This window comes from Clostridium bornimense, assembly GCF_000577895.1.
Lineage (GTDB): Bacteria > Bacillota > Clostridia > Clostridiales > Clostridiaceae > Clostridium_AN > Clostridium_AN bornimense.
The window spans coordinates 137,037-163,259 of record NZ_HG917868.1 but is presented as its reverse complement, the minus strand read 5'-3'; the positions used below and the strand labels follow the sequence as shown (position 1 = coordinate 163,259).

The 26,223-nt window shown below is 33.6% G+C and carries 20 protein-coding genes, 2 tRNA genes and 3 rRNA genes; 4 read left to right on the top strand and 21 right to left on the bottom strand.

The annotated features are described in order from the left end of the window. From CM240_RS00760 to CM240_RS16630, 7 genes are all read right to left on the bottom strand, one after another. Positions 1–909 (bottom strand): PSP1 domain-containing protein, encoded by a 909-nt coding sequence (locus tag CM240_RS00760; RefSeq protein WP_044035803.1) that lies wholly within the window; start codon positions 907–909, stop codon positions 1–3. 3 nt (positions 910–912) lie between these two features. Then, positions 913–1,839, bottom strand: a complete 927-nt coding sequence (locus CM240_RS00755) for a DNA polymerase III subunit delta' (RefSeq protein WP_044035802.1) — start codon at positions 1,837–1,839, stop codon at positions 913–915. A gap of 10 nt (positions 1,840–1,849) precedes the next feature. Further along, positions 1,850–2,179 (bottom strand): cyclic-di-AMP receptor, encoded by a 330-nt coding sequence (locus CM240_RS00750; RefSeq protein ID WP_044035801.1) that lies wholly within the window; start codon positions 2,177–2,179, stop codon positions 1,850–1,852. A 66-nt stretch (positions 2,180–2,245) separates the two neighbouring features. Then, a complete protein-coding gene (gene tmk / locus CM240_RS00745) occupies positions 2,246–2,863 on the bottom strand; it encodes a dTMP kinase (RefSeq protein WP_044035800.1) in 618 nt (205 codons plus the stop codon). A 2-nt stretch (positions 2,864–2,865) separates the two neighbouring features. Further along, the gene (locus CM240_RS00740) at positions 2,866–4,275 is read right to left on the bottom strand and encodes an aminotransferase class I/II-fold pyridoxal phosphate-dependent enzyme (RefSeq protein ID WP_423219473.1); all 1,410 of its coding nucleotides are present in this window, start codon (positions 4,273–4,275) and stop codon (positions 2,866–2,868) included. After that, positions 4,271–4,456: a sigma factor G inhibitor Gin gene (locus CM240_RS00735; RefSeq protein ID WP_044035798.1), complete on the bottom strand. Its 186-nt coding sequence runs from the start codon at positions 4,454–4,456 to the stop codon at positions 4,271–4,273. The genes CM240_RS00740 and CM240_RS00735 overlap by 5 nt, the downstream gene beginning before the upstream one ends. 138 nt (positions 4,457–4,594) lie before the next feature. Further along, the gene (locus CM240_RS16630; protein WP_051483610.1) at positions 4,595–5,221 is read right to left on the bottom strand and encodes a L,D-transpeptidase; all 627 of its coding nucleotides are present in this window, start codon (positions 5,219–5,221) and stop codon (positions 4,595–4,597) included. A gap of 152 nt (positions 5,222–5,373) precedes the next feature. On the opposite strand from CM240_RS16630, the gene CM240_RS00725 reads away from it, so the two are divergent. Beyond that, positions 5,374–6,555 (top strand): zinc-binding metallopeptidase family protein, encoded by a 1,182-nt coding sequence (locus tag CM240_RS00725; protein ID WP_044035797.1) that lies wholly within the window; start codon positions 5,374–5,376, stop codon positions 6,553–6,555. 130 nt (positions 6,556–6,685) lie between these two features. Here CM240_RS00725 and CM240_RS00720 read toward each other — a convergent pair whose 3' ends face one another. After that, positions 6,686–7,156: a hypothetical protein gene (locus CM240_RS00720; RefSeq protein WP_044035796.1), complete on the bottom strand. Its 471-nt coding sequence runs from the start codon at positions 7,154–7,156 to the stop codon at positions 6,686–6,688. Between the two features lie 275 nt (positions 7,157–7,431). On the opposite strand from CM240_RS00720, the gene CM240_RS00715 reads away from it, so the two are divergent. After that, the gene (locus tag CM240_RS00715; RefSeq protein ID WP_044035795.1) at positions 7,432–8,385 is read left to right on the top strand and encodes a magnesium transporter CorA family protein; all 954 of its coding nucleotides are present in this window, start codon (positions 7,432–7,434) and stop codon (positions 8,383–8,385) included. Positions 8,386–8,404: 19 nt separating this feature from the next. After that, a complete protein-coding gene (locus CM240_RS00710; protein ID WP_044035794.1) occupies positions 8,405–9,322 on the top strand; it encodes a S66 peptidase family protein in 918 nt (305 codons plus the stop codon). A gap of 54 nt (positions 9,323–9,376) precedes the next feature. Here the strand turns inward: CM240_RS00710 and CM240_RS00705 are convergent. From CM240_RS00705 to CM240_RS00685, 5 genes are all read right to left on the bottom strand, one after another. Beyond that, positions 9,377–9,451 (bottom strand) — tRNA-Cys (locus CM240_RS00705). Between the two features lie 5 nt (positions 9,452–9,456). Further along, positions 9,457–9,532 (bottom strand) — tRNA-Phe (locus CM240_RS00700). A 7-nt stretch (positions 9,533–9,539) separates the two neighbouring features. After that, positions 9,540–9,657 (bottom strand): 5S ribosomal RNA (gene rrf, locus CM240_RS00695). Between the two features lie 56 nt (positions 9,658–9,713). Then, positions 9,714–12,614, bottom strand: a 23S ribosomal RNA gene (locus tag CM240_RS00690). A 435-nt stretch (positions 12,615–13,049) separates the two neighbouring features. Next, positions 13,050–14,563: ribosomal RNA gene (locus CM240_RS00685) — 16S ribosomal RNA — on the bottom strand. The 16S, 23S and 5S rRNA genes sit together here with 2 tRNA genes alongside, the layout of an rRNA operon. A gap of 428 nt (positions 14,564–14,991) precedes the next feature. Here CM240_RS00685 and asnB point away from each other — a divergent pair. Then, positions 14,992–16,839 carry an asparagine synthase (glutamine-hydrolyzing) gene (gene asnB / locus CM240_RS00680; RefSeq protein WP_044035793.1) on the top strand — a complete coding sequence of 616 codons (1,848 nt, stop codon included), beginning with the start codon at positions 14,992–14,994 and terminating at the stop codon, positions 16,837–16,839. Positions 16,840–17,128: 289 nt separating this feature from the next. On the opposite strand, the gene CM240_RS00675 is transcribed toward asnB, so the two are convergent. The 8 genes from CM240_RS00675 to CM240_RS00645 form a co-directional block, all read right to left on the bottom strand. After that, positions 17,129–18,502, bottom strand: coding sequence for a SpoVR family protein (locus tag CM240_RS00675; protein WP_044035792.1), 1,374 nt, complete (start codon positions 18,500–18,502; stop codon positions 17,129–17,131). Between the two features lies 1 nt (position 18,503). Then, positions 18,504–19,685: a sporulation protein YhbH gene (gene yhbH / locus CM240_RS00670; RefSeq protein WP_044035791.1), complete on the bottom strand. Its 1,182-nt coding sequence runs from the start codon at positions 19,683–19,685 to the stop codon at positions 18,504–18,506. 6 nt (positions 19,686–19,691) lie between these two features. Further along, positions 19,692–21,614, bottom strand: a complete 1,923-nt coding sequence (locus tag CM240_RS00665) for a PrkA family serine protein kinase (protein WP_044035790.1) — start codon at positions 21,612–21,614, stop codon at positions 19,692–19,694. A 431-nt stretch (positions 21,615–22,045) separates the two neighbouring features. After that, positions 22,046–23,905, bottom strand: a complete 1,860-nt coding sequence (locus tag CM240_RS00660) for a carboxypeptidase regulatory-like domain-containing protein (RefSeq protein WP_044035789.1) — start codon at positions 23,903–23,905, stop codon at positions 22,046–22,048. Then, complete coding sequence (locus CM240_RS17370) at positions 23,902–24,051, bottom strand: hypothetical protein (protein WP_156930488.1); 150 nt, start codon at positions 24,049–24,051, stop codon at positions 23,902–23,904. Before CM240_RS17370 ends, CM240_RS00660 begins: the two co-directional genes overlap by 4 nt. A 23-nt stretch (positions 24,052–24,074) precedes the next feature. After that, positions 24,075–24,710: a hypothetical protein gene (locus tag CM240_RS00655; RefSeq protein WP_044035788.1), complete on the bottom strand. Its 636-nt coding sequence runs from the start codon at positions 24,708–24,710 to the stop codon at positions 24,075–24,077. A gap of 76 nt (positions 24,711–24,786) precedes the next feature. After that, on the bottom strand, positions 24,787–25,653 hold the full coding sequence (locus CM240_RS00650; RefSeq protein WP_044035787.1) for a hypothetical protein: 867 nt from the start codon (positions 25,651–25,653) through the stop codon (positions 24,787–24,789). Between the two features lie 15 nt (positions 25,654–25,668). After that, positions 25,669–26,163: a signal peptidase I gene (locus tag CM240_RS00645; protein ID WP_162148678.1), complete on the bottom strand. Its 495-nt coding sequence runs from the start codon at positions 26,161–26,163 to the stop codon at positions 25,669–25,671. Positions 26,164–26,223 lie beyond the last annotated feature (60 nt).

The window sequence follows — 26,223 nt, the reverse complement described above, 5'->3', positions numbered from 1 at the left end:
CTAGTCACCCTTAAATAGTTCCTTCAACGCTTTTGCATCAGTTTCATCTTCAACTTCAATTCTAATATCTTTTTCATCTACTGTTCCTTCATATGATCCTGAAACTAATTTTAATTTTGTTATAGGTACTTCTATAACTTCACCATCACCTTCTGCTCTCATGAACTTTGCAGTTACTGTTTCCTTAACAAGACTATTAGACATAACCTCTCCTGTTCCATATGGAGTTTCTACTATAGATCCTACAGTAGGCATAATCTTTCTTGTCTCTTCATATGTTTCTTGCTCATAATTAAGACAACACATTAACCTGCCACATATTCCTGATATTTTAGATGGATTTAATGATAGATTTTGTTCTTTAGCCATCTTTATTGATACTGGAGCAAAGTCTGTAAGAAATGTTCCACAGCATAATGGTCTTCCACATGGCCCTAATCCACCTACCATTTTTGATTCATCTCTAACACCAATTTGTCTAAGTTCAATTCTAGTTCTAAAAACTGTAGCTAAATCTTTAACTAATTCTCTAAAATCTACTCTACCTTCTGCAGTAAAGTAAAATATTATTTTATTATTATCAAATGTATACTCAACATCTATTAACTTCATAACTAACTTATGTTTAGCTATTTTCTCACAACATATATTAAAAGCTTCTTTTTCTCTTCTTTTATTATCGGCATATTTTAATAAATCTTCTTTTGTTGCTACTCTAACTACTGACTTTAATGGAGATATAATACTATCTTCATCTACTTCTCTACTGCTTATTATGCATGTTCCAAATTCCATACCCCTAGCTGTTTCAACAATAACATTATCGCCTTCCTTAACTAAGTTATCACCTGGTGAGAAGTAATACACTTTGCCAGCTTTTTTAAAGCGTATTCCCACTACCGAAACCATTTTTTATACCTCCTGCAATTTTATCAACATAATATCGAATATTCCTTCCATATTTACATTTCTCTCTAAATTTTCTCTTACATATGTTATTATATCTAGAATCTTTATAAGTTTTGAATAAGTATATTTCCCTTTTAAATCCTTAATATCACTTATTTTATCTAGATTAATAATATTCTCTGTAGAATAAGTTTCTCCATAAACCATAATATCTCTTATATATGATGAAAAAACTGTTAAGACTTCTTCCCATTTATCTTTGAATTTACACATCTTATCTGTATAATCAAAAGTTTTGCTTTTTTCAATATTTTTTATATTTAACAATATATCGAGAACTAGATCCCTTATATTATTAAACTCCTCATCTTTAACTAATTTATCTATAGTACCGGGGATTCCATCACTAAAAGAAATCAACATCTTTTCTTTTTCATCAGATATATCTATATAATTTTGGTGTATATACTCTTCTATTTCTTCTTTTGATAATCTATTTAATCTAAAAATAGAAGTTCTAGATTTCACAGTATCTAAAATACTAGCTAAGTTTTCGCATAATAAGAAAATATATACACCTATTGGCGGTTCCTCTATTGTCTTCAAAAATGCATTTTGTGCTGCTTCCGTCATTGTCTCGCAATTATGAATTATAATTACCTTTTTATCTCCTTCAAAAGGCTTCTTATTAATTTCAACTATCAACTTTCTAATTTCATCTACTCCTATAGATTTACCACTACTACGAAAGTTAATTAAATCAACATAATCTATATCTCTTGTCTTCCCCAATATCTTCAATGCTATCTCTTTAACTAATATGCTTTTTCCTATTCCATCTTCTCCTACAATAAGATATGCATGAGATAAAGTATTCTCTTTTATTGCTTTTAAAAACAGTTCTCTTATTGTATTATGTCCTATTATCATAATTACTCCGTTAAATTTTCACAAATTTATCCACATCTACAACAAATATAGTTGCACCACCTACTTTTATATCTACTGGATATGGCATCATGTTACTAGATACCCCCATTACTGGTGTCATAGCGGATATTACTTCTTCTCTGGTCTTACATCTACTTTTTATCACTTCGATAACTTCATCTACCTTTTCTGCATTTACTCCTGTTAATAAAGTAGTATTACCTGACTTTAGAAAACCTCCAGTAGTAGCAAGTTTAGTTACACCATAGCCCTTTTCAGTAAGGTCCTCAACTAAATCTAAGGCATCATCATCTTGAACTATAGAAATAATAAGTTTCATAGATATTCCCCCTTAAGTTACTCCTTAATATCTATTTTAACATATATTATCACTATTGCTACAATTTCATCTAATCTTATTTTCTATAAGTGAAAATATTTTTTCATGTACTTCTTCTTTTGACATAGCTCCATCTACCACTTCGATATCCTTAATTTCATTTTTTATATATTGATATCCATTATAAACTTTTTTATGAAAATCATTTCCACTATTCTCTAGTCTATCTAACTTCTTTTGATTTCTCTTTCTATCTAATCCTTTTTCAAAATCTATATCTATCATTATAGTTAAATCACTTTTTAATCCATTTAAAGCAAAGCTATTTATACCCTCTATCTCTTTAATACCAAGTCCTCTACCGATACCTTGATATACTAATGACGAATGTACAAATCTATCACATATAATCATCTTACCTTCTGCTAACGCTGGTTTTATAACTTCCTCTACTAATTGTGCTCTAGATGCAGCATAAAGTAATGCTTCACAACAACTTCCCATCTCATTATTATCATTATCTAATAATATTTCTCGTATTTTTTCGCTTATTTTTGTTCCACCAGGCTCTCTAGTTACAATTACCTCATAACCTTCTCTTTCTAACCTGTCCTTTAATAATTCTATCTGTGTAGTTTTTCCACATCCATCTGGTCCCTCTAAAGCTATTAATAATCCTGCCACAGCTATTCCTCCACTATACTAATTTTATTGTTACTTACTCCAATAACCTGCTTGTTACCTTTTAAGTAATTTTTCACTATCTCTATACATTCTTTAGTTATTACCTCTCCACCAACTACTAATGGAATACCTGGTGGATATGGTATAATTGCATCTCCAGCAATTTCATCAATTGCATTATCTAATTCTATAACTTTAATTTTCTTATCAAATACCTGATAAGGCTCTAGCTTTTTAATAGGTATATTATACTTATACTTAATATACTTTTCATCACTAATTATATCATCAAAATTTAGATTATCTAATACTGAATATAATTTGTTAAATTCACATTCACCATGAAATGGGGATAAAATCAATACCACAGTATTAGGTGTGCTCATCTCCCCCTGTATCCCTGAAGTTCTCAAATATTTCAACAACTTATGTCCACTATATTTTTTAGGTAATACCATAACATATCTAGTTATATCTATATCATAGCCATACATCATGTCTTCTTTTCCTAATATATATACCTTACCTAACTTATTAATTTTATTTCTATACTTAGTAGCGATAGCTATTAAAGATTCATAATCACCTTTTCCGTACTTTTCTAAATAATATCTACTATAATCTAATGATGCCATAATAAGATACGATGGCGATGTTGTCATAAATGCTCTTATATAAAATTCAATATTATCTTCATCATTATTAACTAATAAAAATCCACCTTGTGTAAGTGCTGGTAATGTCTTATGTGCACTTAAAACTACATAATCACCTAAACTAGCTAAAGATTTAGGTAATTTATCATTAAAGCCAAAATGTGCTCCATGAGCACCATCAATTATAACTTTAACACCCTTCCCCCTCAAATCCATTATAATTTTTTCTAAATCATAACTTATCCCAAAATAATTAGGATAAGTTAATATAATTCCTTTAGGCTTTTTTGCCTTACTTAAAGCTTCATATATATTTTTCTTATCTGGTGGTAAACTAATATTATTTTTTTCATCAACTACTGAATCTATATAAACAACCTTTAATTTTCTAAGAATTAGTCCATTGTATATCGATTTATGACAATTGCGTTCTACTAATACTTCGTCTCCTTCCTTAAACGCACTAAATATGGACGCTAAATTACCTCCACTACTTCCATTAACCATAAAAAAAGCCTTTTTAGATCCATATAAATCTCTTAAAAGATTTTGAGCTTCCTTAATTATTCCTTCTGGACAATGTAAATTATCCAATGGATCTACTTCTGTTATATCTAAATATCCTAATTTATTTATAAAATTTTGACCAACTTCGTCTCTTAAAAAACCTATCCCACTTTTATTTCCTGGCATTGATAAAATCAAATTATCCTCTTTGTGGTATTTTATAAGCTCATTTAGTAATGGTAACTTAATCAATATTTCTTTCTCCTTGCTTATAAACTTTTTTTATCTTATTTTTGTAATACTCATATATACATGTGTCTAAAGATACATGTGCCAATTTTTCTAGACATTTGTCACATATAATGTCATTGTTAATCTTTGTTCCTTCTTTGCATTCCTTATTACATATTACACAATACGATCTATTCATTTTATCAATCCTTTTTAGAAGGTTCAATATTATAATTATTCACAAATATCTTAAACATGAATATATTGAAATATTTTATATAAAAGAAAGATCCTGTTACACAATAAATTAATACTATGCTTCAGAACCCTTTTGTCATTAATAAATTACTACATCTGTTTGATTTGGTACAGTATCGTAAAGCCATTTTGAATCATCTAATGATAACCTAACACATCCATGAGATGCTTTAAATCCCAGCTTATTTTCTTCTTCTGGTATTATCTTTCCATCAGGTCCAAATGGCACTGAATGGAAAAGAAAATCTCCCATAAACTGTAGATAATAGTAGCCTCCTTGCTGATACTGTTGTGAAAAAAAACTCTTTGCTCTAGCTATTATCTTATATCTCCCCACTGGTGTATCACTACCTTCTACCCCAGTAGCACATAACATAGATTTAATTAGCTTACTATCCTCATATACATATACTCTTTGTTGATCTATAGATACGACAATTCCATACTTAGATGTAAAATCAAACTTATCTCCATTATTCATTTGAGCTTCTGTTTTTTGCTCAGATATGTAACTAAAATCACTCATTGTATTTACTACTTCTGCCTCTTCATTTAAGTTAACTTTTGATGTAAGTCTTTTTTCATCTAAAATTATATATTTGAAACAAATTGCTGCAGTAACAATGGTAGTTAGTATAAGTACTGAAAGCACCTTTACTCTTCTCATCTTCTGACGTTTTTGTTTTGCTATATTTTTATACCCCATACAAAATGTTCTCCTTTTCTTATTACGTTTCCTAGATTACCATTTAAATATTATTTTTTCAATAGTTATTTAAAATTGTAAAAATATTATTGGGTTATTTATATTAATATAGGTAATACTATAAGTATAATTTTTACGGGAGGATTCTTCTTATGAAACAACAAATGCTTAGTTATCTATCAACAATAACTGATGAAATATTTTCAATCAGCGATTATATATTAAAAAACGGAGAAGAAAGTTATAAAGAAACTTCTACTAGTTCATTTTTATCTAATATACTAAAAAATCATGGCTTTAAAATCACAAATAATTATTTGGATATACCAAATTCATTCTATGCAGAATTCGGTAATGAGCATCCTAGAATATGTTTAACTTGTGACTACGATGTTTCTAAAGAAGATGGTGACTTACTTGCTCATCATATTAATTCTACAATCTCTATAGGTGCAGCATTACTATTAGCTAATGCTATAGAATCATCTGGACATGGATCTGTAGTTGTTATAGGATGCAGTGGAGAACTTAAAGGTGGATCAAAAGCAATAATGGTAAAAGAAGGAGCTTTTGAAAATATCGATATAGTAATGTCTCCATGTCCACATGTTGTAACAGCTGAAAGTGCCAGCTCCATGGCCTCACTACCTATAGAAATAAACTATGAAAGCATTGAAAATTTTTATAAAACTAAAGGATATTATTCCCCATTATCAGCATCTTTATTCACTTTAAATGGTTTAGACACTATTATTAACTCTTTTGAAGAAGAATGTTATATAAATAGTATATCTATGAATTCTCCAGTTACTCCACATATTTCACAAATAAGATGTAGCATAACGTTCTATATAAAAGCACGTAAGATGTCTGTACTAAAAGAATTAGAAAGTAAAATTCATGAATTTGTTAAATATACTTCAAAACTTATGAATGTAAAAAGTGATATACACTATCATGAAATGCCTAGTGATGAGTTAAAAACTAATGCCACTATATCAAGACTTTTTTCACATAATTTAAAAGAAAGTGGTCTTATTAAAATAGATCCTCCTAGAGATACTCACTTAAGCCTTAGCCTTGGATCTGTTTCTCATATAGTTCCAACTATACGACCTTTTATTTCAATATGTGAAGATTCATCTATAAATCCATATTCAAATGAATTTGTTAAAGCCACAACCTCTGAATATACAAAAGAAAATGTATTAAAGGCTATTGAAGCTTTTGCTTATACTGGATTAGATATAATAGAAAGAGAAGACTTATTAAGAGAAAGTCTGTTGGAATTAAATAGTGAAAACAAAAAAAGTGCTTGTCACAATAATGGTTAAATTTCATAGCGGAGCCTTTTTGGAAATTCAATATTCCCCATTCACTCTTACTTATTCACTATAAAAAGAGGACTGAGGCACAATGTAAATTCATCGTACCTCAATCCTCTTTTCTATATTTTTAATGTTATCAACATTCTATATTTTTAATAAAGTTCTTTGTAGGTTGAAAATAAAACTTTTTATATCCACCATCTTTTTTATAAACACACAAATATCTATTAGTATTACAGTAATGAGATAAATAATTAGTTGTTCTTCTTGCTTTAACTTTATTTTTATAGTTACATTTTTTACCTAAAAAATGTACATCTTTAAAGTCAACTACTTCTTCTACAGAATGGCTTTTCCCCTTTAGCTTATGAATAACAAGTTTATTATCGATAAGAAAATACTTATATTTTATTTTACACCTTCTTATAAAATCTACAGCAACTAAAATTAAAATAATTGCAATACCATAATTTAAATATTTTTCTTCAATTACTTTTGATAAGTCACTTAACTCTATAACTTCTTTAAGTGCTAATAAATTTACTAATATAAATATCCATAATAAAATTAAAGGCAAAGGCCTTTTCGAAATAACTTCCTTATTCATAATTCCCTCATTACACTTTCCTTTACTTTTACAGATTATAAAAAAGATTATACTAGCTTAATACTTATTTTTCCACTACTCTATTTCCTCTTATAAAGTTATCTAGACCCAATTTCTCCTATGGAAATGATTTCATTTATATTTCTTTCATCAGTTCTTCTTTTTCCTTTTCTTTTCGGCAGTAACAGTATTAAAATTTAACTTTATATCTATAAATTCTTTGTTATATAATATACTAAGTAAGAACTATAAAATTTAATGGAGGATATGTGCTTATGATACTAATATATAAAAGCCTATCTGAATCATCCCCTCACTTAGTAAAAATGGATACTATTGAACCTGGATGTTGGATTAATTTGATAGCCCCTAATGAACAGGAGCTTATATTAACATCTAAAAAAACTGGAGTTCCCATGGATTTTTTAAAAGCGGCATTAGATGATGAAGAAAGTTCACGTATAGAAACCTCAGACGATAATATACTATTTATAGTGGATATTCCTTTCACTGAAGTAGAAGAAAATACTTTAACCTATGATACATATCCATTAGGTATTATACATACTAATGACTATATTATAACAGTATGTCTTAAAAATTCTAAAATTCTTTCTGGATTTATAAATGAAAAAATTAAAACTTTTTATACATTTAAAAGATCTCGCTTTATATTACAAATACTTTATAGAGTTTCATCATATTATTTATTATCATTAAGACAAATTGGCAAAAAATCTCTTATGCTTCAAAGTCAACTTCATAAATCTATGAGTAACAAGATTTTAATGCAATTATTATCTTTACAGAACTCTATTGTATACTTTTCAACGTCGTTAAAAGGAAATGATGTTACCTTTGAAAAAATAATGAAATTAGACATTATGCAAAAGTATGAAGAAGACAAAGATGTCCTTGAAGATGTCATGATTGAAACTCGTCAGGCAATAGAGATGACTTCTATCTATGGTGATATCCTTCAAGCAACAATGGACACCACAGCGAATATAATATCTAATAACTTAAATACTGTAATGAAGCTTTTAACCTCTGTGACAATCGTAATAACTGTTCCTAACATAATCTCTGGTTTATTTGGAATGAATGTTACCGGTTTGCCTTTCTCTGATATAAAAGCTGGTAACGGATTTGGAATAATTTTTTCACTAATAATAATCTCTACTCTTGCAGTATCATATATACTTCATAAAAAAGGAATGTTTAAATAATTCTAAAGGGGATTTTAAAATGATTGCAAATAAATTATTACCTGGTGATACAATAGGCATTGTGTCACCAGCAAGCCCTGAAGATCGTAATGTAATTGATAAAGGTATAAAACACTTAGAGACACTTGGATTTAAAATAAAGCTAGGCAAATCTATATATTCAAGAACAGGATTTTTAGCTGGCAGTGATGAAGAACGTGCATTAGATTTAATGAATATGTTTTTAGATCCCCAAGTATCAATGATTTTATGTATAAGAGGTGGATATGGTACAATGCGACTTCTCCCATACTTGGACTTTGATATAATAAAAGCAAATCCTAAGATCTTTATGGGATACTCCGATATTACTACATTATTAAATATCATATATCAAAAAACAGGACTAATAACCTTTCATGGTCCAATGTTAACATCTAATATTTCAGAAAAATATACTCTTAATTCTTTTCTAGAAACAATAACTAAATCTACTTATCCCTATACACTAAATAATCCATACTATCTACCAGTAGAATGTTCTGTACGGGGAATTTCTGAAGGATCTATAATAGGTGGAAACTTATGCTTATTATGTTCTACCCTAGGAACACCTTATGAGATTGATACTAAAGGGAAAATTTTATTTTTAGAAGAAATAGGCGAGGCTCCTTATAAAATAGATAGGATGCTAACACAATTAAACTTATCAGGTAAATTATCTGAATGCTCTGGATTTATACTAGGACAATTTAAAGGTTGTGGTTTATCTAATTATAATAGAAGCTTTACTTTAGATGAAGTTCTAGAAACTCAAATTTTTTCTCTAAAAAAGCCAACTATTAATCATATTATGTCTGGACATTCTTATCCCAAATTAACATTACCAATAGGAGCTAAGGCAAGAATTGACTCTACTTTAGGTAAAATAGTTATTTTAGATCCTGTTCTTCAATAACTACTCTATTATTTTATAAAATAAAAAAAGTAAGCAATAAAATTGCTTACTTTATGGAGGCGCCACCCGGATTTGAACCGGGGAATAAAGGTTTTGCAGACCTTGGCCTTACCGCTTGGCTATAGCGCCATTAATGGTGGCTCGAGCAGGAATCGAACCAGCGACACGAGGATTTTCAGTCCTCTGCTCTACCGACTGAGCTATCGAGCCACACCTTACCTGGCAACATCCTACTCTCCCACACAGTCTCCCGTGCAGTACCATCGGCCCTCTGAGGCTTAACCATCGTGTTCGGTATGGGAACGGGTGTATCCCTTAGAGGCATCATCACCAGATTTGAAAGATATTGTTCTTTCAAAATTGCATGCTACAATAAACTTTTTTATATACATTGGACAAGCCCTCGACCTATTAGTATCAGTCAGCTAAATATGTTACCACACTTACACCTCTGACCTATCAACCTGGTAGTCTTCCAGGGGTCTTACTGACTTAACGTCATGGGAAATCTTATCTTGAGGTGGGCTTCACGCTTAGATGCTTTCAGCGTTTATCCCTTCCCGACATAGCTACCCAGCTGTGCTCCTGGCGGAACAACTGGTACACCAGAGGTCAGTCCATCCCGGTCCTCTCGTACTAAGGACAGCTCCTCTCAAATTTCCTACGCCCGCGACGGATAGGGACCGAACTGTCTCACGACGTTCTGAACCCAGCTCGCGTGCCGCTTTAATGGGCGAACAGCCCAACCCTTGGGACCTACTACAGCCCCAGGATGCGACGAGCCGACATCGAGGTGCCAAACCTCCCCGTCGATGTGGACTCTTGGGGGAGATCAGCCTGTTATCCCCGAGGTAGCTTTTATCCGTTGAGCGATGGCCCTCCCACGAGGAACCACCGGATCACTAAGCCCGACTTTCGTCCCTGCTCCACTTGTAAGTGTCGCAGTCAGGCTCCCTTCTGCCTTTGCACTCTTCGAACGATTTCCGACCGTTCTGAGGGAACCTTTGGGCGCCTCCGTTACTTTTTAGGAGGCGACCGCCCCAGTCAAACTGCCCACCTAACAATGTCCCGTGACCTGATTCAAGGCCTCCGGTTAGAAATTCAGTACTGTCAGGGTGGTATCCCAAGGATGACTCCACACAGGCTGACGCCCATGCTTCCTAGTCTCCCACCTATCCTGTACAGACAATACCAAATCTCAATGCTAAGCTACAGTAAAGCTCTACGGGGTCTTTCCGTCCAATCGCGGGTAACCAGCATCTTCACTGGTACTACAATTTCGCCGGATTTGCAGTTGAGACAGTGCCCAAATCATTACGCCATTCGTGCGGGTCGGAACTTACCCGACAAGGAATTTCGCTACCTTAGGACCGTTATAGTTACGGCCGCCGTTTACTGGGGCTTAAGTTCACACCTTCGCTTGCGCTAAGTGATCCCCTTAACCTTCCAGCACCGGGCAGGCGTCAGCCCCTATACATCAGCTTTCGCTTTAGCAGAGACCTGTGTTTTTGCTAAACAGTTGCTTGGGCCTATTCTCTGCGGCCTACATTTCTGTAGGCACCCCTTCTCCCGAAGTTACGGGGTCAATTTGCCGAGTTCCTTAACTGCAATTCTTCCGCTGGCCTTAGGATTCTCTCCTCATCTACCTGTGTCGGTTTGCGGTACGGGTACCAAACTCCTCCCTAGAAGCTTTTCTTGGCAGCGTGGAATCAGGTACTTCGCTCATACGAGCTCCCCATCACACCTCAACTTAGTCTCCGGATTTGCCTAGAGACATGTCTAAGTGCTTAGACAGACATCCAATAGTCTGCACACCCTATCCTCCTGCGTCACTCCATTGGTAATAACGTCATTTGGTAGTATCGGAATATCAACCGATTGTCCATCACCTACGCCTTTCGGCCTCGGCTTAGGTCCCGACTAACCCTGGGCGGACGAGCCTTCCCCAGGAAACCTTAGATTTTCGGCCATTGAGATTCTCACTCAATTCTCGCTACTTATGCCAACATTCTCACTCCTGTACAGTCCACCGCTCCTTTCGGTACGACTTCAGCCCATACAGGAAGCTCCTCTACCACTCCGTTAGGAGTCCGTAGCTTCGGTAGTAGATTTTAGCCCCGGACATTTTCGGCGCAAGGTCTCTCGACTAGTGAGCTATTACGCACTCTTTAAATGAGTGGCTGCTTCTAAGCCAACATCCTAGTTGTCTTAGAAACCTCACATCCTTTACCACTTAATCTACATTTAGGGACCTTAGCTGACGGTCTGGGCTGTTTCCCTTTTGACTACGGATCTTATCATTCGCAGTCTGACTGCCTGGGTACAAGTGTATGGCATTCGGAGTTTGATAAGGTTCGGTAAGCCTCGCGGCCCCCTAGCCCATTCAGTGCTCTACCTCCATCACTTAATTTACCAGACGCTAGCCCTAAAGCTATTTCGAGGAGAACCAGCTATCTCCGAGTTCGATTGGAATTTCTCCGCTATCCACAGCTCATCCCATGGTTTTTCAACACCAACGTGGTTCGGTCCTCCACGAGGTTTTACCCTCGCTTCAACCTGGCCATGGATAGGTCACCCGGTTTCGGGTCTACAGCATGCAACTAGTCGCCCTATTCAGACTTGGTTTCCCTTCGGCTACGTACCATAAGTACTTAACCTTGCTGCATACCGTAACTCGTTGGCTCGTTCTACAAAAAGCACGTCGTCACACACATAAGGTGCTTCGACCGGTTGTAGGCACAGGGTTTCAGGTTCTATTTCACTCCCCTCCCGGGGTTCTTTTCACCTTTCCCTCACGGTACTGCTTCACTATCGGTCACTAGGTAGTATTTAGCCTTGGGAGGTGGTCCTCCCTGCTTCCCACAAGGTTTCACGTGTCTCGTGGTACTCTGGATCAGTTCTGACTTTTTCGTTCTTTCGCCTACATGACTATTACATTCTGCGGTGCAACTTTCCAGTTGTCTTCGACTAGAATTCCAAAGTATTTATGAACTGTCCGCAACCCCAAGAGCAAGCTCTTGGTTTGGGCTCTTTCCGTTTCGCTCGCCGCTACTCAGAAAATCGATGTTTCTTTCTCTTCCTCCGGGTACTTAGATGTTTCAGTTCCCCGGGTTACCTTCCTTAAGCTATGTATTCACTTAAGGATACATGAGGTTTCTCATGTGGGTTTCCCCATTCGGAAATCTGTGGATCACGGCCTATGTGCGGCTACCCACAGCTTATCGCAGCTTATCACGTCCTTCATCGGCTCCTAGTGCCAAGGCATTCGCCCTGCGCCCTTTGTAGCTTGACCTATCATTTATTCTACTATAAACTGCGCATTACTTCGTCAGCTACGTCGCTCATTTCGTTCACATACAAAAGTATTGTTCACTCATTCGCTCCTTGCTTCCTCGTACTGCTTGTTTCTAGCGAATAAATCTATACAATCTTTACTAGATTAGTATAGGTATATAAATCAGTAAATCTATAATAGATTTTAAAGTCTTTATTGTAACTATGCAATTTTCAAAGAACAATCTGCTCTACTATAAGCTTCGCATTACTTCGTCAGCTACGTCACTCATTTCGCTCATATACATAAGTATTATTCGCTCATTCGTTCCTTGCTTCCTCGTACTGCTCGCTTCTAGCGAACATATAATTTTGAAAGATTCTATGATCTTTCAAAATTGAACAGAAGACATAAACCTTTTTGCTTAGGTTCTCCCTAAACATATATCCTTAGAAAGGAGGTGATCCAGCCGCAGGTTCTCCTACGGCTACCTTGTTACGACTTCACCCCAATCACTAATCCCACCTTCGGCCGCTGGCTCCTTGCGGTTACCTCACGGACTTCGGGTGTTACCAGCTCTCATGGTGTGACGGGCGGTGTGTACAAGGCCCGGGAACGTATTCACCGCGACATTCTGATTCGCGATTACTAGCAACTCCAACTTCATGTAGGCGAGTTGCAGCCTACAATCCGAACTGGGATGAGTTTTTGAGTTTTGCTCCACCTCACGGTTTTGCGTCTCTTTGTACTCACCATTGTAGCACGTGTGTAGCCCTAGACATAAGGGGCATGATGATTTGACGTCATCCCCACCTTCCTCCGCGTTAACCACGGCAGTCTTGCTAGAGTGCTCAACTTAATGGTAGCAACTAACAATAAGGGTTGCGCTCGTTGCGGGACTTAACCCAACATCTCACGACACGAGCTGACGACAACCATGCACCACCTGTCTTCCTGTCCCCGAAGGGACTTCCTCGATTAAGAGTAATTCAGGAGATGTCAAGTCTAGGTAAGGTTCTTCGCGTTGCTTCGAATTAAACCACATGCTCCGCTGCTTGTGCGGGCCCCCGTCAATTCCTTTGAGTTTTAATCTTGCGACCGTACTCCCCAGGCGGAATACTTAATGCGTTTGCGACGGCACGGAGGTCATGACAACCCCCACACCTAGTATTCATCGTTTACGGCGTGGACTACCAGGGTATCTAATCCTGTTTGCTCCCCACGCTTTCGAGCCTCAGCGTCAGTTATCGTCCAGTAAGTCGCCTTCGCCACCGGGGTTCTTCCTAATCTCTACGCATTTCACCGCTACACTAGGAATTCCACTTACCTCTCCGACACTCTAGACCTCCAGTTTGAAATGCAGCACCCAAGTTGAGCTCGGGTATTTCACATCTCACTTAAAGGTCCGCCTACGCTCCCTTTACGCCCAGTAAATCCGGACAACGCTTGCCACCTACGTATTACCGCGGCTGCTGGCACGTAGTTAGCCGTGGCTTCCTCCTTTGGTACCGTCATTATCGTCCCAAAAGACAGGGCTTTACGATCCGAAAACCTTCATCACCCACGCGGCGTTGCTGCATCAGGCTTTCGCCCATTGTGCAATATTCCCCACTGCTGCCTCCCGTAGGAGTCTGGACCGTGTCTCAGTTCCAATGTGGCCGATCACCCTCTCAGGTCGGCTACGCATCGTCGCCTTGGTGAGCCGTTACCTCACCAACTAGCTAATGCGCCGCGGGTCCATCTTATAGCGGATTGCTCCTTTAAAGCTAAAGCCATGCGACTTCTACTTCTTATGCGGTATTAATCTTCCTTTCGGAAGGCTATCCCCCTCTATAAGGCAGGTTACCCACGTGTTACTCACCCGTCCGCCGCTAACTCCACTCCCGAAGGAGCTTTGTTCGCTCGACTTGCATGTGTTAAGCACGCCGCCAGCGTTCGTCCTGAGCCAGGATCAAACTCTCAATTTAAAAAGTTTGATTACTAGCTTAGTACTAGTTTGCTGACTTCATATATATGAGTCAATTTAAAGAATTAACTGGTTATATGTTTCTTCTGTTCAATTTTCAAAGATCATCTGTCGCTCTCTTGCGACGCTCATTTATTGTATCAAAGCTTTTATCACTTGTCAACAACTTTTTTCTTTTTCGTTGCTGCTCTCTCGCAGCGACAAGACTTATTATATTTCAAACTTAACATAATATATTCTAAAAACAATTCATTTTTTTAGATATATTATATAAATACTATCTTATTCTTTAATTTTCTCTCTTTTTCTTATAATGATACACCCGATACTGGGTGCCTAATAACCTCTATATAATTAATGTTTTCTTAACCTTTATCATTAAAAAATCATATACTAAATAGAACTAATTTTTATATGAGGAGACTTACTATGTGTGGAATTGCCGGTGTTGTTAATTATAGAGAGAATCTAAATTCCTCTTCTAATATTAAAACTATAGAAGATATGACAAAAACTTTAGAAAAAAGAGGACCTGATTCATCTGGAATTTATATCGACACTCACTGTACTTTAGGTCATAGAAGACTTATTGTTGTCGATCCAGAAGGTGGTCTGCAACCTATGACTAAAAAAACTTCTACTAATGAATATACTATTGTTTACAATGGAGAACTTTATAATACTGAAAATGTACGATCTGAATTAATAAAAGAAGGTTATTCTTTTAACTCTTATTCTGATACTGAAGTATTATTAACATCTTATATACATTGGGGAGTAAATTGTTTAAATCATATTAATGGTATCTTTGCCTTTGCAATATGGGATAAATTAAATGAAAGTCTTTTTTTAGTAAGAGATCCCCTTGGAGTTAAACCATTATTTTATGCCAAAAAGGGTAACTCATTTATTTTTGGATCTGAAATAAAAACTGTACTTGCTAATAATAAAGTTAACAGAGTACTGGATAAAGAAGGAATATTAGAGTTATTTGCCCTTGGTCCAGCTACAGCTCTTGGAAGTGGTGTTCTTAAGGGTATAAAAGAAGTCCCACCCGCTAATTACATTATAATAAGTAAGGACAAAGAAGAATTAAAAGAATATTGGAAAGTCACTCCAGAGCCATTTACTGAGTCTTTAGATGAAGCAACAGAACACTTACAATCCCTATTAATAGATGCAATTAATAGACAATTAGTCGGTGACGTTCCTATCTGTACCTTTTTATCTGGTGGCCTAGACTCTTCCGCTATTTCAGCTATAGCAGCAAAAACATTTAGAGAAAATGGCAAAACTCTAACAACTTATTCTATAGATTATAAAGATAATGATAAATACTTCAAATCATCTTTGTATCAACCTACTTCTGATCAATTTTGGGCTATAAAAGTTTCAAAAGATATCGGATCTAATCACATTACTGTTGTAAATGACAATATAGAACTAGCAGAAGCACTTATCCCATCCATAATAGCAAGAGACTTACCTGGAATGGCTGATGTAGATTCTTCTTTATATTTATTTTGTAAGGAAATAAGAAAAAATTTCGTTGTTGGTTTATCTGGTGAATGCGCCGATGAGTTATTTGGAGGATATCCTTGGTTTACTAGAAGTGAGCTTATTAATTATCCAACATTCCCTTGGTCACGTTTTGTAGATGATAGAAAAACATTATTATCCGATGATTTGCAATCTTTGGACTTAGATGGATTTGCTTACTATCACTATAAGAAAACCTTATTCGAAACCCCTCATCTAGATAACGAAAGTCCTATGGACTACAGAATGAGAGAGTTATTCTATTTAAATATTAAATGGTTTATGGTTAATCTATTGAATAGAAAAGACAGAATGAGTATGAGTAACTCCTTTGAAGCTAGAGTTCCTTTCGCAGATTACAGATTAGTTCAATATGCATTTAACCTACCTTATGAAATAAAATTTGCTGACGGAAGAGAGAAAGGTTTACTTAGAAGAGCTCTTAAAGGCATCCTTGCTGACGATGTTATATATAGAAAAAAGAGTCCTTATCCAAAAACTTATCATCCAGATTATACAAATAAGGTCTGCTCTATGTTAAGTAATATCATCGATAATCCTAATTCACCTATACTAGAAATAATAAATAAAAATAAAATTCAAGAAATCATTGATTCAAAAGGTTCCTCCTACAAGACACCTTGGTTTGGTCAATTAATGACAGGACCACAACTTATAGCTTATCTCGTTGGATTAAATGTTTGGCTTGATTATTATAATATAGATATTATTAAGTAAAGATTAGCAGAACTGTTGCATAATGAATTTTATAGCCTTATGCTTCAGTTCTTCCTTATACAGTGCATAATTATCAGTGCACTGTTATTGATGAAATTCCTGCGGAATTTCTTAGAATTTAAGTGTTTAACATAGATTATGTAGAATAATCTATGTTTTTTTGCTTAGTATCAGTAACTATTCACTCTTACTTCTTCACCATAATTGAGAATTGTGAAATGTGAAATACGAATTACAAAAAAGAGTTCCCGCTCACGAATCTTATTCGGTATTGCGACAACTCCATTATTCAAATCTCAGCTACCATAAGCTTTTTATTTTCATCACAAACAATATATAGTTCTTTTCCATCAATGACTGTCTTCATTCTTACCTTGTATCCCCATAACTCTTGAACATATTTTAATGTACCCTCAGTGTATGAAAGTTGTAATTCTCGTCCATCATAAACATGTTCTAATGTTAATGTTTTATCTTTTAAGTTCATATCATATACCCTTATATACGGTACAGATCCCATACCACAATTTGATGCTAAAGAATTTCTTATTTCCTTCCATCCAGATTCATCTGCAACTTCCTTTACATATATATCTCCTGATTTTCTAACATACTCAAATAAGTTAAATTCCGCACATAACTCTTCTGTTAGATATCGTCTTAAAAACGATGAATCTCTATCACATTCTCTTACTTCAAATATTTTTTCTCTTCCATAAGTTTTATCTAGATATTCAAAAATCTTAAAACCTAAGAAATAAGGATTTAATCCTCCCACTATAGGTGCAATTACATCATTATGTCTCTTTATAAATTCTAAATGTAATCCTGTTGGCAATTCTAAATTTTTTAATATTGTATAATGCCAATAAGATGCCCATCCTTCATTCATTATCTTAGTCTCTATTTGTGGTATAAAATATAATGTCTCATCTCTTACTATAGATAGTATATTTTTCTCCCACTCAGCTAAATCGCCATGCTTAATAATAAAGTACAATAAATCATCCTCTGGTGATAATGGTATTTTATATATATCTGGTGCTGGAATTTCCTTATATCCGTCTAAAATAGAATAACTTCCTGTCTTCTCTAGATAATTATCCATTATTCTCTTTTTTATTTCCTCTTCATCTATTCTTTTTTCTCCAACAGCTCTTGATGTCTGTAGCTTCAACGAATGAGCAGCATCTAAAACTCTTTCTACATTTTCATAGCCTATAGAAGGATCGTTTATATAATCTCTTATAGTATCAGCATGTACTTTGAACATTTCAATTGTCCTATTGGCATCAGTGCCTTCTTTAAACAATCTATTATTTTTGAAAAAATCATTATGACCATATACATGCGCCATTGTTAAAATCTGCAGAAGCAAAGTATTTTCTCTCATTAAATAAGCTAAACAAGGATTAGAATTTATTACCATCTCATAAGGTAGTCCTGTTAAATTGTACCTATATAAAGTCCTATTTTTTTCATATGCTTTTCCAAAACTCCAATGTGGATATCTTGAAGGCATCCCTACATAAGCTTCGTAGCCAATCATTTCTTTATAACCTATTATCTCAAATTCTTGGGGATAATAATCTAAATTTACACTCCTTACGACTTCCTCTATTCTATCATTCCACATTTCTAAATCTTTTACTGTATAGTCCATGCTATTCCTCCTTTAGCTCTTTCTTCAGCATGGTTTTTAATGCAACCCATAAATCGGATTTTTGTTTTATTGATGCAGATAAATAATTTTTATTTTTAATTTCGTTATTTAATTTATATTTCATTGTCGTTGCATAGGTTATAGGTAAAATTTCTGTATATCCGAATAGATTGCAGACTTCACAAAGATCTTTTACTGCTTTTATAGTTTTATCATTATCTTCACTCCAATTATCTCCGTCAGACACACAGAATGTATATAAATTCCACATAGCTGGATCATATCTTTCTTCTATTATTTCTAATGCTTTATTCAACCCTGATGATATATAAGTTCCCCCTGATTGACCTTTATGAAAAAATTCATTTTCTCCTACTTCTTTTGCTGTAGTAGAATGAGCAACAAAAGCCACTTCTACATTGTTATATTTATTTTTTATAAATCTTGATAGTACATAAAAATATGACCTAGCTAAATATTTCTTAGTATTATCCATAGATCCAGATACATCCATTACAAATATTATTGCCGCATTACTTTCTCTTTTCGGTTGCACCTTTACCCTATAATATCTAAGATCATCCTCTATAAAAGGGAATCTATCTATTTCTTCATTAATATTAGCTTCTTTAAGAGCTCTTTTCTTTGACTGTAATCTTTCAATTTTTGTCATAACAGTCTTTTTTTTCGCTAATCTTGGATTAATGCCATGTTTTTGATAACCTTTCTTCTTAAAAGAACTTTCCGTAATGATTTCTGAATATTTTTTTCTATCCATATGAGGCAATTCTAAATCTTCTGCTAAATAATCAAAAACTTCATCTAAGGTTATTTCTGTTTCATAATAATCTTCCCCTTCATCGTTGCCAGCGCCTTGACCCTTACCTGGTCCTTTTCCTTTTCCCCCCTTCTCACTCCCAATTTTATCTCCTCGTTTTTCTTCACCAGTACCACTAGCTACACCACCAGAATTTTTTCCATATATAAATTGATATTCCTTAAGCCCTCTTATAGGAATCTTAAATTTCTTATTCTTAGTTTCACCAATAATACTCTCCTCTGAAAGTATATCTCCTAAATTATCCTTTATAGATTTCTCAACTAACTGCCTATGTCTTCTCCTATCTTCAATGGATCTATCATGGTCTACAGGATTTGAACTATGATCTTTGAATATGGCCATAGTCTATCAATCCTTCCACAAGTTGTTTGCTGCATATTTCAAAATTACATCACAACAGTTTGGACAATAGCCATTAGAAATCATTTCTGCAACCATTGCATTGTATTTTTGATCTTGCTCCTTATTTCTAACTTTTGATTTAGTTACAATTCTTGAAAGATCCTTTACAGACATAGTTAATTTCTTCTCTATAGCCTCTTTTAATGGTTCGTAAGTTGTATAATCTATTGTTCCACCATTTCTTACAACATAGAACATATATGAAGTTACATCAGACCTAAATCCTTTAGCTGAACTTTCAGATATTCCAAGTTGTTCTTCTATACTTCTCATAAATTCTTCATCAGGATTTAACTCTTCTCCTGTTGATCCATCCTTAATTTTTGTCTTATTAACATAAGCTTCAGCATTATCAAGATAATTATTAAATAATGACTCTGCTTGTTCTCTGAAAGAATGTATAAATGCTCTTGTTATTTCTTTTTCTAAAGTTTTATTATATTCTTTTCTTATATTATCTTGGACAAGTCCTAAATATCTTTTCTTTTCATCTTCAGCAATATCTAACTCTTTTACAGACTTAATAATACTTTCCATTATACTAAGTGGATTTATACAATCATGTTCTGAATTAGATAATGCATTATCTATAGCTTTTATAATGAATCTAGTTGATATACCTTTCATACCTTCTCTTGGTCCAGCTTCTTCTCTTAGTTCCATTATATCTATTCTCTTTGTTGTACCTTTTTCTACAATTTCTTCACCATTATAAATCTTAAGCTTTGTCATAGGATCAGCCTTGGCAGATAATGCTAATCTTGAAAGAATAGCAAACATTGCCGCTGTTTCTATAGTATGCGGTGCAATATGAGCTTTAAAATTTGATTTTTTCAATATCTTTTCATATATTTTCATTTCTTCATTTAATTCTAAGCAATAAGGTACTTCTATTTTTACTATTCTATCTAATATAGCCTCATTGGTATGATCTGATTTAAATTTATTCCATTCAGCTTCATTAGAGTGAGCCAAAATTATACCATCAAAATAAATCATTGAACCTTTACCTGGAGATGGTATTGATTTTTCTTGTGTAGCAGTGATTATAGTATGCAAATATTCAACATCATTCTTAAATACTTCTATAAATTCTACTATGCCTCTATTTCCTACATTAAAAGCTCCATTAAGAGAGAATATTCTTGGATCATCTTCAGCATATAAATCCATTTTAGAAATATCTACAGAACCTGTTAGTATAGATGTATCTTGATTATTCGGATCTACTGGTGGTACTACCCCTACACCTTTTCTAGATCTTATTGAAAAACTATTAGTTGTTACAGGCATGTCCTCATACTTACCACCATATTCATGCATTAACCTATACTTACAAATTGGACATAAATCTCCTTCTATTTGAACTCCCAATTTTTCCTCAAATTCTTTTCTTAAATGTTTAGGAATTAGGTGTAATGGTTCCTCATGCATAGGACATCCTTTAATTGCATATATCCTATCTGCACTTTCTAATGCCTTTTTTAATGATTCAACTAAAGAGGATTTACCAGCACCTACAGGTCCTACCAAATACAATACTTGTCTAGCTTCTTCACCCTTCATAGATGCAGAATTTAAATAATTCATAAGCTTCATCAATACTTTATCAATTCCGAAAAAGTCATCTTTAAAGAAATTGTATCTTTTTATAATTTCATTACCGTATATCTTTTTTATTCTTGGATTTTCTTCCGGTTTCAAAACTTCATATCCTTGACTAGTTATGATATCATTCATTCTCTTATGTGCAAGTTTTGCAACATCAGGATTTTCTTTTACTATATCCAAATACTCTAAAAAGCTACCTTCAAATTTTTCTTTATTGTGACGTTCACGATCATTTATTATAAACTCCTTAAAATCCATGAACTGCACCCCCTTTACTCTAAATATATTCAGTAATTGTTGAAATATATTACAAATTAGTTCATTATTAAAAATTAAGTTTTTTTATTAAACCCATATATTTAAATAAGAATTTTTAGATAAAAAAAACTAGTACATAAATGTACTAGGCCTCTATCATTAAAATAAAATTACTGCTTATTTGTGGTAATTTTATAAGCTCCTTAGCATTAACTAATTTTTTATATATAAAGCTATTATACTTAAGTGTTGTTATCAAATTTTTATCATTTACTGTACACTATTTTTAGCTTAATTAAGGTAATGAAAGCTACACCTTCACATATGATATTTATACGCAATTGACCCACCCCAACTACACTCGCCGTCCGCAGGACTACAATGCTTTTCCTATGGAAAAGCCACCATCACTGTGCATTGTGCACTGACCACTATTCCTCCCATCCAGCATTATTCTCTTGAGTTACTTTAACATCTATATTACTATCAAACTTCAACTTAAAACTCTTGAAAGGATCTATTAAACCCTTATCATATTTTCTTATTGTAACCTCTCCAGTAAATTTAAGCTGTGGCTCCATAATACTAGGTGTTTCCTTTTTAGATAAATATAATGTTACATTTGCTTCTGTACCACTTGTGATATTATATATTAACCTATCGCCTTTATTATAAGCTAAATGTTCTGCTGATATAACTACTTGTCCAGGTTCAACATCACTTAATTCAAAATATCCATTGGCATCAGCTTTGGCTTTTTCTATACCGTTTACTATAACTGATGCATATGGAATTACTTTTTTAGTATCACTATCATAAACTGTACCCTTTATTGTACAGTTATACTCCGCACTTTTATTTACTATTAATTTAACAAAATCTATAGCATAGGAATCTCCAGAAGCTATACCTTGTCTATCATCATCAATTTTTATTTGTATTCCTTTTCCTGAAGTGCTACCTTTCCTTATATACTTATAAAACCTCTGTGGAATTTCCAATGTAATCATGCTGGATTTAGCTCCTGTTTGGCTTAATTTATTAATTGTATCAGACCATTCCTCTATCTCCACAAATTCTCCCATTTCATCATCTCCAGGTACTCGTATAGTTGCCTTATATACTACACGGGATTTCGCTGAAAATCTTAAATACCATTCTGATTTTTTGCAGCCATACATATCCATCCAACTCTCATCAGTAACAGAAGAACTTAATGAGTTTTTTATTGTAGCATCATCTTGCATTGGTTCTATATCATCTATCATTACTTTTATAACTGCTCTATTAATTTTTTCTTCATCGCCTATCTTCCCATCATATTTTATTGTCACTGGTTCTACTGGCTGCAAATATCTCCAGTTTACATTTTTAGAATCTATTTTATCAGAGTTATCTGTCCAAGAACTTGATGATGTCCATCCTCTTATAGATCTTTGTGTATACCCATCAAAAAATATTTCATCATTTACCGCTGTGAAACATCCTAGCTTTGTACTATCATTTTCAAAGCTACTCATTTTTCCCCATGTTCCATCTTGTTTAAAATAAATTGAATAAAAACTAGCATCCCACTGACAGTTATCATCTGCTTTCTTGCTACTTTCACTACTATTAGACCACTTCCATGTTAAACCTGTAGAGTTTTTAGTATAAGCTACTAGTGACAATCCTCCTGTGTAATCTTTATTATCTGAAGTTATCGGTATGTTTTTGTAATAATTATAAAATCCCGTTGTCACCATCTTTCTATCAGTTCCATCGGGATCATTCAATTGAGGAAATACTGCCAAAGAATGACCTTCCGTTATCTCTCCTTTATATACATTTGTTGTTCCATATCCATATCCAAAATTATCTTCATCGCCCACCAAAATTTCAAATCCAGCAGCATCAAATCCAGATGGTTCTTCTGAAACTTCTCCAACTGTACCACCGCCATCATTCTCCTCTGTGGTTCCACCTTCTTTTACTCCATTAAACTTCATATTAACCTGAACATTTGAAATTAAATTAGAATTATTAATAATCTTCAATCCCTTATACTCTAACTCTTGTCCTTCTTCTGGATTACTTATAGTGTCTCCATCTACCCCATACCATCTTGCTTCGCTCTTATCTACAACAATGGATTCCTTGCCATTCTCTATATCTATACCTTGTAATAAACCATTTAATCCTTGTATCCCATGGAATTTATTATTAAAATATCCATAACTTATAGAAATACTCATAATGAAAATTATAAATAACGCCATTATTAATACTAGTTTATACTTTCTCCTATTCATTGTTCTTCCACCTTATAATCTATAGTTAGGCTATCTATTTTTTCGCTTCTATTATCATTAAAATATCCATAACTTTTAGGAACAACAATAGCTATAAGAATTATTAATATTAAAATTATCGCAATAAACCCCTTTTTATCCTTCATTGTTTCCCTCCCATAATTATCTCTCAAATCTTAAACCATATCACTACTCCTCCACCTACCGTTAATATGCCTACCATAATTAAAGTATTTTTATTAATAATTTCTCCAGTTTTTGTTAACACCAACAAACTATCATCCACATTATTTTCCATCATTACTACAAATACATTTGGTTTTAAAATATATTGATAACTCTTGTTTTGATAATCATTTCCCACTAGATTATTAAACTCTATAGTTATATAGAACTCTCCCACAAAATTCAAATCCATAAATATAGGCTCTTTGAAATTTATAGTCCTATTAGCTAAGTCATCCATAGTTCCTGAATATATTTCTTCTTCACCATATGTGATAGTTACATTATATACATTATCTAATATATTCTCTTTTTCTGCTTCTTCTATGCTATATTTATAATTGATATCATTATCTTTAATATAACTTTTACTAAATTCTATCCCTTCTAAATAACACTCTTTACCCCATATATTCTGTATTTTAAAAGTTTTAGAAATCTTATCTGTAGGTCTCCATACCCCATCTTCCTCAGTACTATATATATCTGTTAATTCAGCTTTTACGCTTACAACTTTAATCATTGATAAACTAAGTATGATTATAAAAAGTTTTATTCTTTGCAAAATCTTTTTATCCATAGTTCACCTCATTATGTATGTAAAACCATAAGATTATTATGCTTATGGTTTTACAAGTAATATTCTATTTAATTTATTATGGTTGTATTGGATTCTTTATACTTCCAGTTCCATCGTCACCTGTTCCATCTTCATTCCATCCTGGATTGTTTTCTTGAGTTGCTCTAATTTCAAAAAGATTAGATATATTTAAATCAGTGACAGTTCCACCTTGATAATCAACTGTAGTTGCAGTTCCATCTACTGACTTTTCATAAGAATTCTTTGTAGTTAGTGGCAATTCTAATCTAACACTTACTAACTGCGACTTTGATGATGCCAATGTTGTTAAATCAACTTGTGCACCAGAAGCTAGATTTTCCATATTTACTTCAGCATCATTTACATATAGTTTCCATCCTGCATTTTTTAATTTAGTTACCTCAGTAGTCGCTGCTTCATTATTGGCTACATTTAATTGTGCTTTTATTGTTATATTACTATTATTAGTTATTAATAAACCAGTTTGTCCAGCTTCATTTGTAGTTCCAAGTACTATTGCATCACCAGGTCTTGTGTATTGAATATTATTATCAGTAAATGGAGCTCCTATAGTAGCTCTTTCAAGTCCACTAGTATCCCCATCATATGTTGTCTTTGCAACTCCTGTTATGTCAGGATTAGCATTCTTTCTTTCATATTCTTTTAACTCTGTAGCATCCGTTGGTAATGCAGCATTACTCTTCCTTACTACATCATAAGACCAATCATGAGCAACAGTACCATCATTGGTAGCTTGTGCTGTTACTTCAACTTTACCATTAGTAATTTGGATTTTTTGAAGAGTTTCTCCTTCAGAATCTGTAATATTATTTGTTTTATTTATGAAATACGCAAAGGATGTCGCTATTCCTATTATCATTATTACCCCTAGCAACAATACAATAACTTTTTTCTTCCTCATAATTTCAACCCCCTATTACTTTTGTTTCTTTTCTCTAAAAATGAAATCATATATAAAAATAAATACTATAATAGAACCCATAGTTACCAATCCAATTGGCGATATTGCAAAGGAAATTATGTATCCTATCTTTGGTATTGAAAACACAAACTTTCCTATTACATCACTTTTATTAATAGGCGTATCTTCAAGGTTATTGTTATCTCCCTTAGTAATAATACTGTCATCACTAATCTCTTCAATTCTATGGGTAGCTACAATATTATCTTTATTAAATGTTATAATGTCTCCCTTTTCTAGCTTATCTGCATCAGTCTTCTTTACAAAAATCATATCTCCTGGATTTATTGTAGGCTTCATACTAGGAGTTACAATTACATACGACCTATACTTTATTACGTCATATACTTTTTCTGACTTACTAGATAAACTAGTCATAAGCCCTATCAATAGTATAAATACCGCTATTATAAACAATAGGTTACCAAAAACTTTAATAACTTTTTTCATAACTTCACCTTCTCTTATTTGTGTATATAATGAAAATTGAACCAATGATAACATTTACAT

Bases quoted from the DNA above. Each gene is read 5' to 3' on its own strand.
- CM240_RS00710 (WP_044035794.1), top strand. From the start codon at position 8,405: ATGATTGCAAATAAATTATTACCTGGTGATACAATAGGCATTGTGTCA.
- CM240_RS00755 (WP_044035802.1), bottom strand. From the start codon at position 1,839: ATGATAATAGGACATAATACAATAAGAGAACTGTTTTTAAAAGCAATA.
- CM240_RS00735 (WP_044035798.1), bottom strand. From the start codon at position 4,456: ATGAATAGATCGTATTGTGTAATATGTAATAAGGAATGCAAAGAAGGA.
- CM240_RS00720 (WP_044035796.1), bottom strand. From the start codon at position 7,156: ATGAATAAGGAAGTTATTTCGAAAAGGCCTTTGCCTTTAATTTTATTA.
- CM240_RS00645 (WP_162148678.1), bottom strand. From the start codon at position 26,163: ATGAAAAAAGTTATTAAAGTTTTTGGTAACCTATTGTTTATAATAGCG.
- CM240_RS00660 (WP_044035789.1), bottom strand. From the start codon at position 23,905: ATGAATAGGAGAAAGTATAAACTAGTATTAATAATGGCGTTATTTATA.
- CM240_RS00650 (WP_044035787.1), bottom strand. From the start codon at position 25,653: ATGAGGAAGAAAAAAGTTATTGTATTGTTGCTAGGGGTAATAATGATA.
- CM240_RS00675 (WP_044035792.1), bottom strand. From the start codon at position 18,502: ATGGACTATACAGTAAAAGATTTAGAAATGTGGAATGATAGAATAGAG.
- CM240_RS16630 (WP_051483610.1), bottom strand. From the start codon at position 5,221: ATGGGGTATAAAAATATAGCAAAACAAAAACGTCAGAAGATGAGAAGA.
- CM240_RS00655 (WP_044035788.1), bottom strand. From the start codon at position 24,710: ATGGATAAAAAGATTTTGCAAAGAATAAAACTTTTTATAATCATACTT.
- CM240_RS00760 (WP_044035803.1), bottom strand. From the start codon at position 909: ATGGTTTCGGTAGTGGGAATACGCTTTAAAAAAGCTGGCAAAGTGTAT.
- CM240_RS00725 (WP_044035797.1), top strand. From the start codon at position 5,374: ATGAAACAACAAATGCTTAGTTATCTATCAACAATAACTGATGAAATA.
- CM240_RS17370 (WP_156930488.1), bottom strand. From the start codon at position 24,051: ATGAAGGATAAAAAGGGGTTTATTGCGATAATTTTAATATTAATAATT.
- CM240_RS00715 (WP_044035795.1), top strand. From the start codon at position 7,432: ATGATACTAATATATAAAAGCCTATCTGAATCATCCCCTCACTTAGTA.
- CM240_RS00750 (WP_044035801.1), bottom strand. From the start codon at position 2,179: ATGAAACTTATTATTTCTATAGTTCAAGATGATGATGCCTTAGATTTA.
- yhbH (WP_044035791.1), bottom strand. From the start codon at position 19,685: ATGGCCATATTCAAAGATCATAGTTCAAATCCTGTAGACCATGATAGA.
- CM240_RS00665 (WP_044035790.1), bottom strand. From the start codon at position 21,614: ATGGATTTTAAGGAGTTTATAATAAATGATCGTGAACGTCACAATAAA.
- asnB (WP_044035793.1), top strand. From the start codon at position 14,992: ATGTGTGGAATTGCCGGTGTTGTTAATTATAGAGAGAATCTAAATTCC.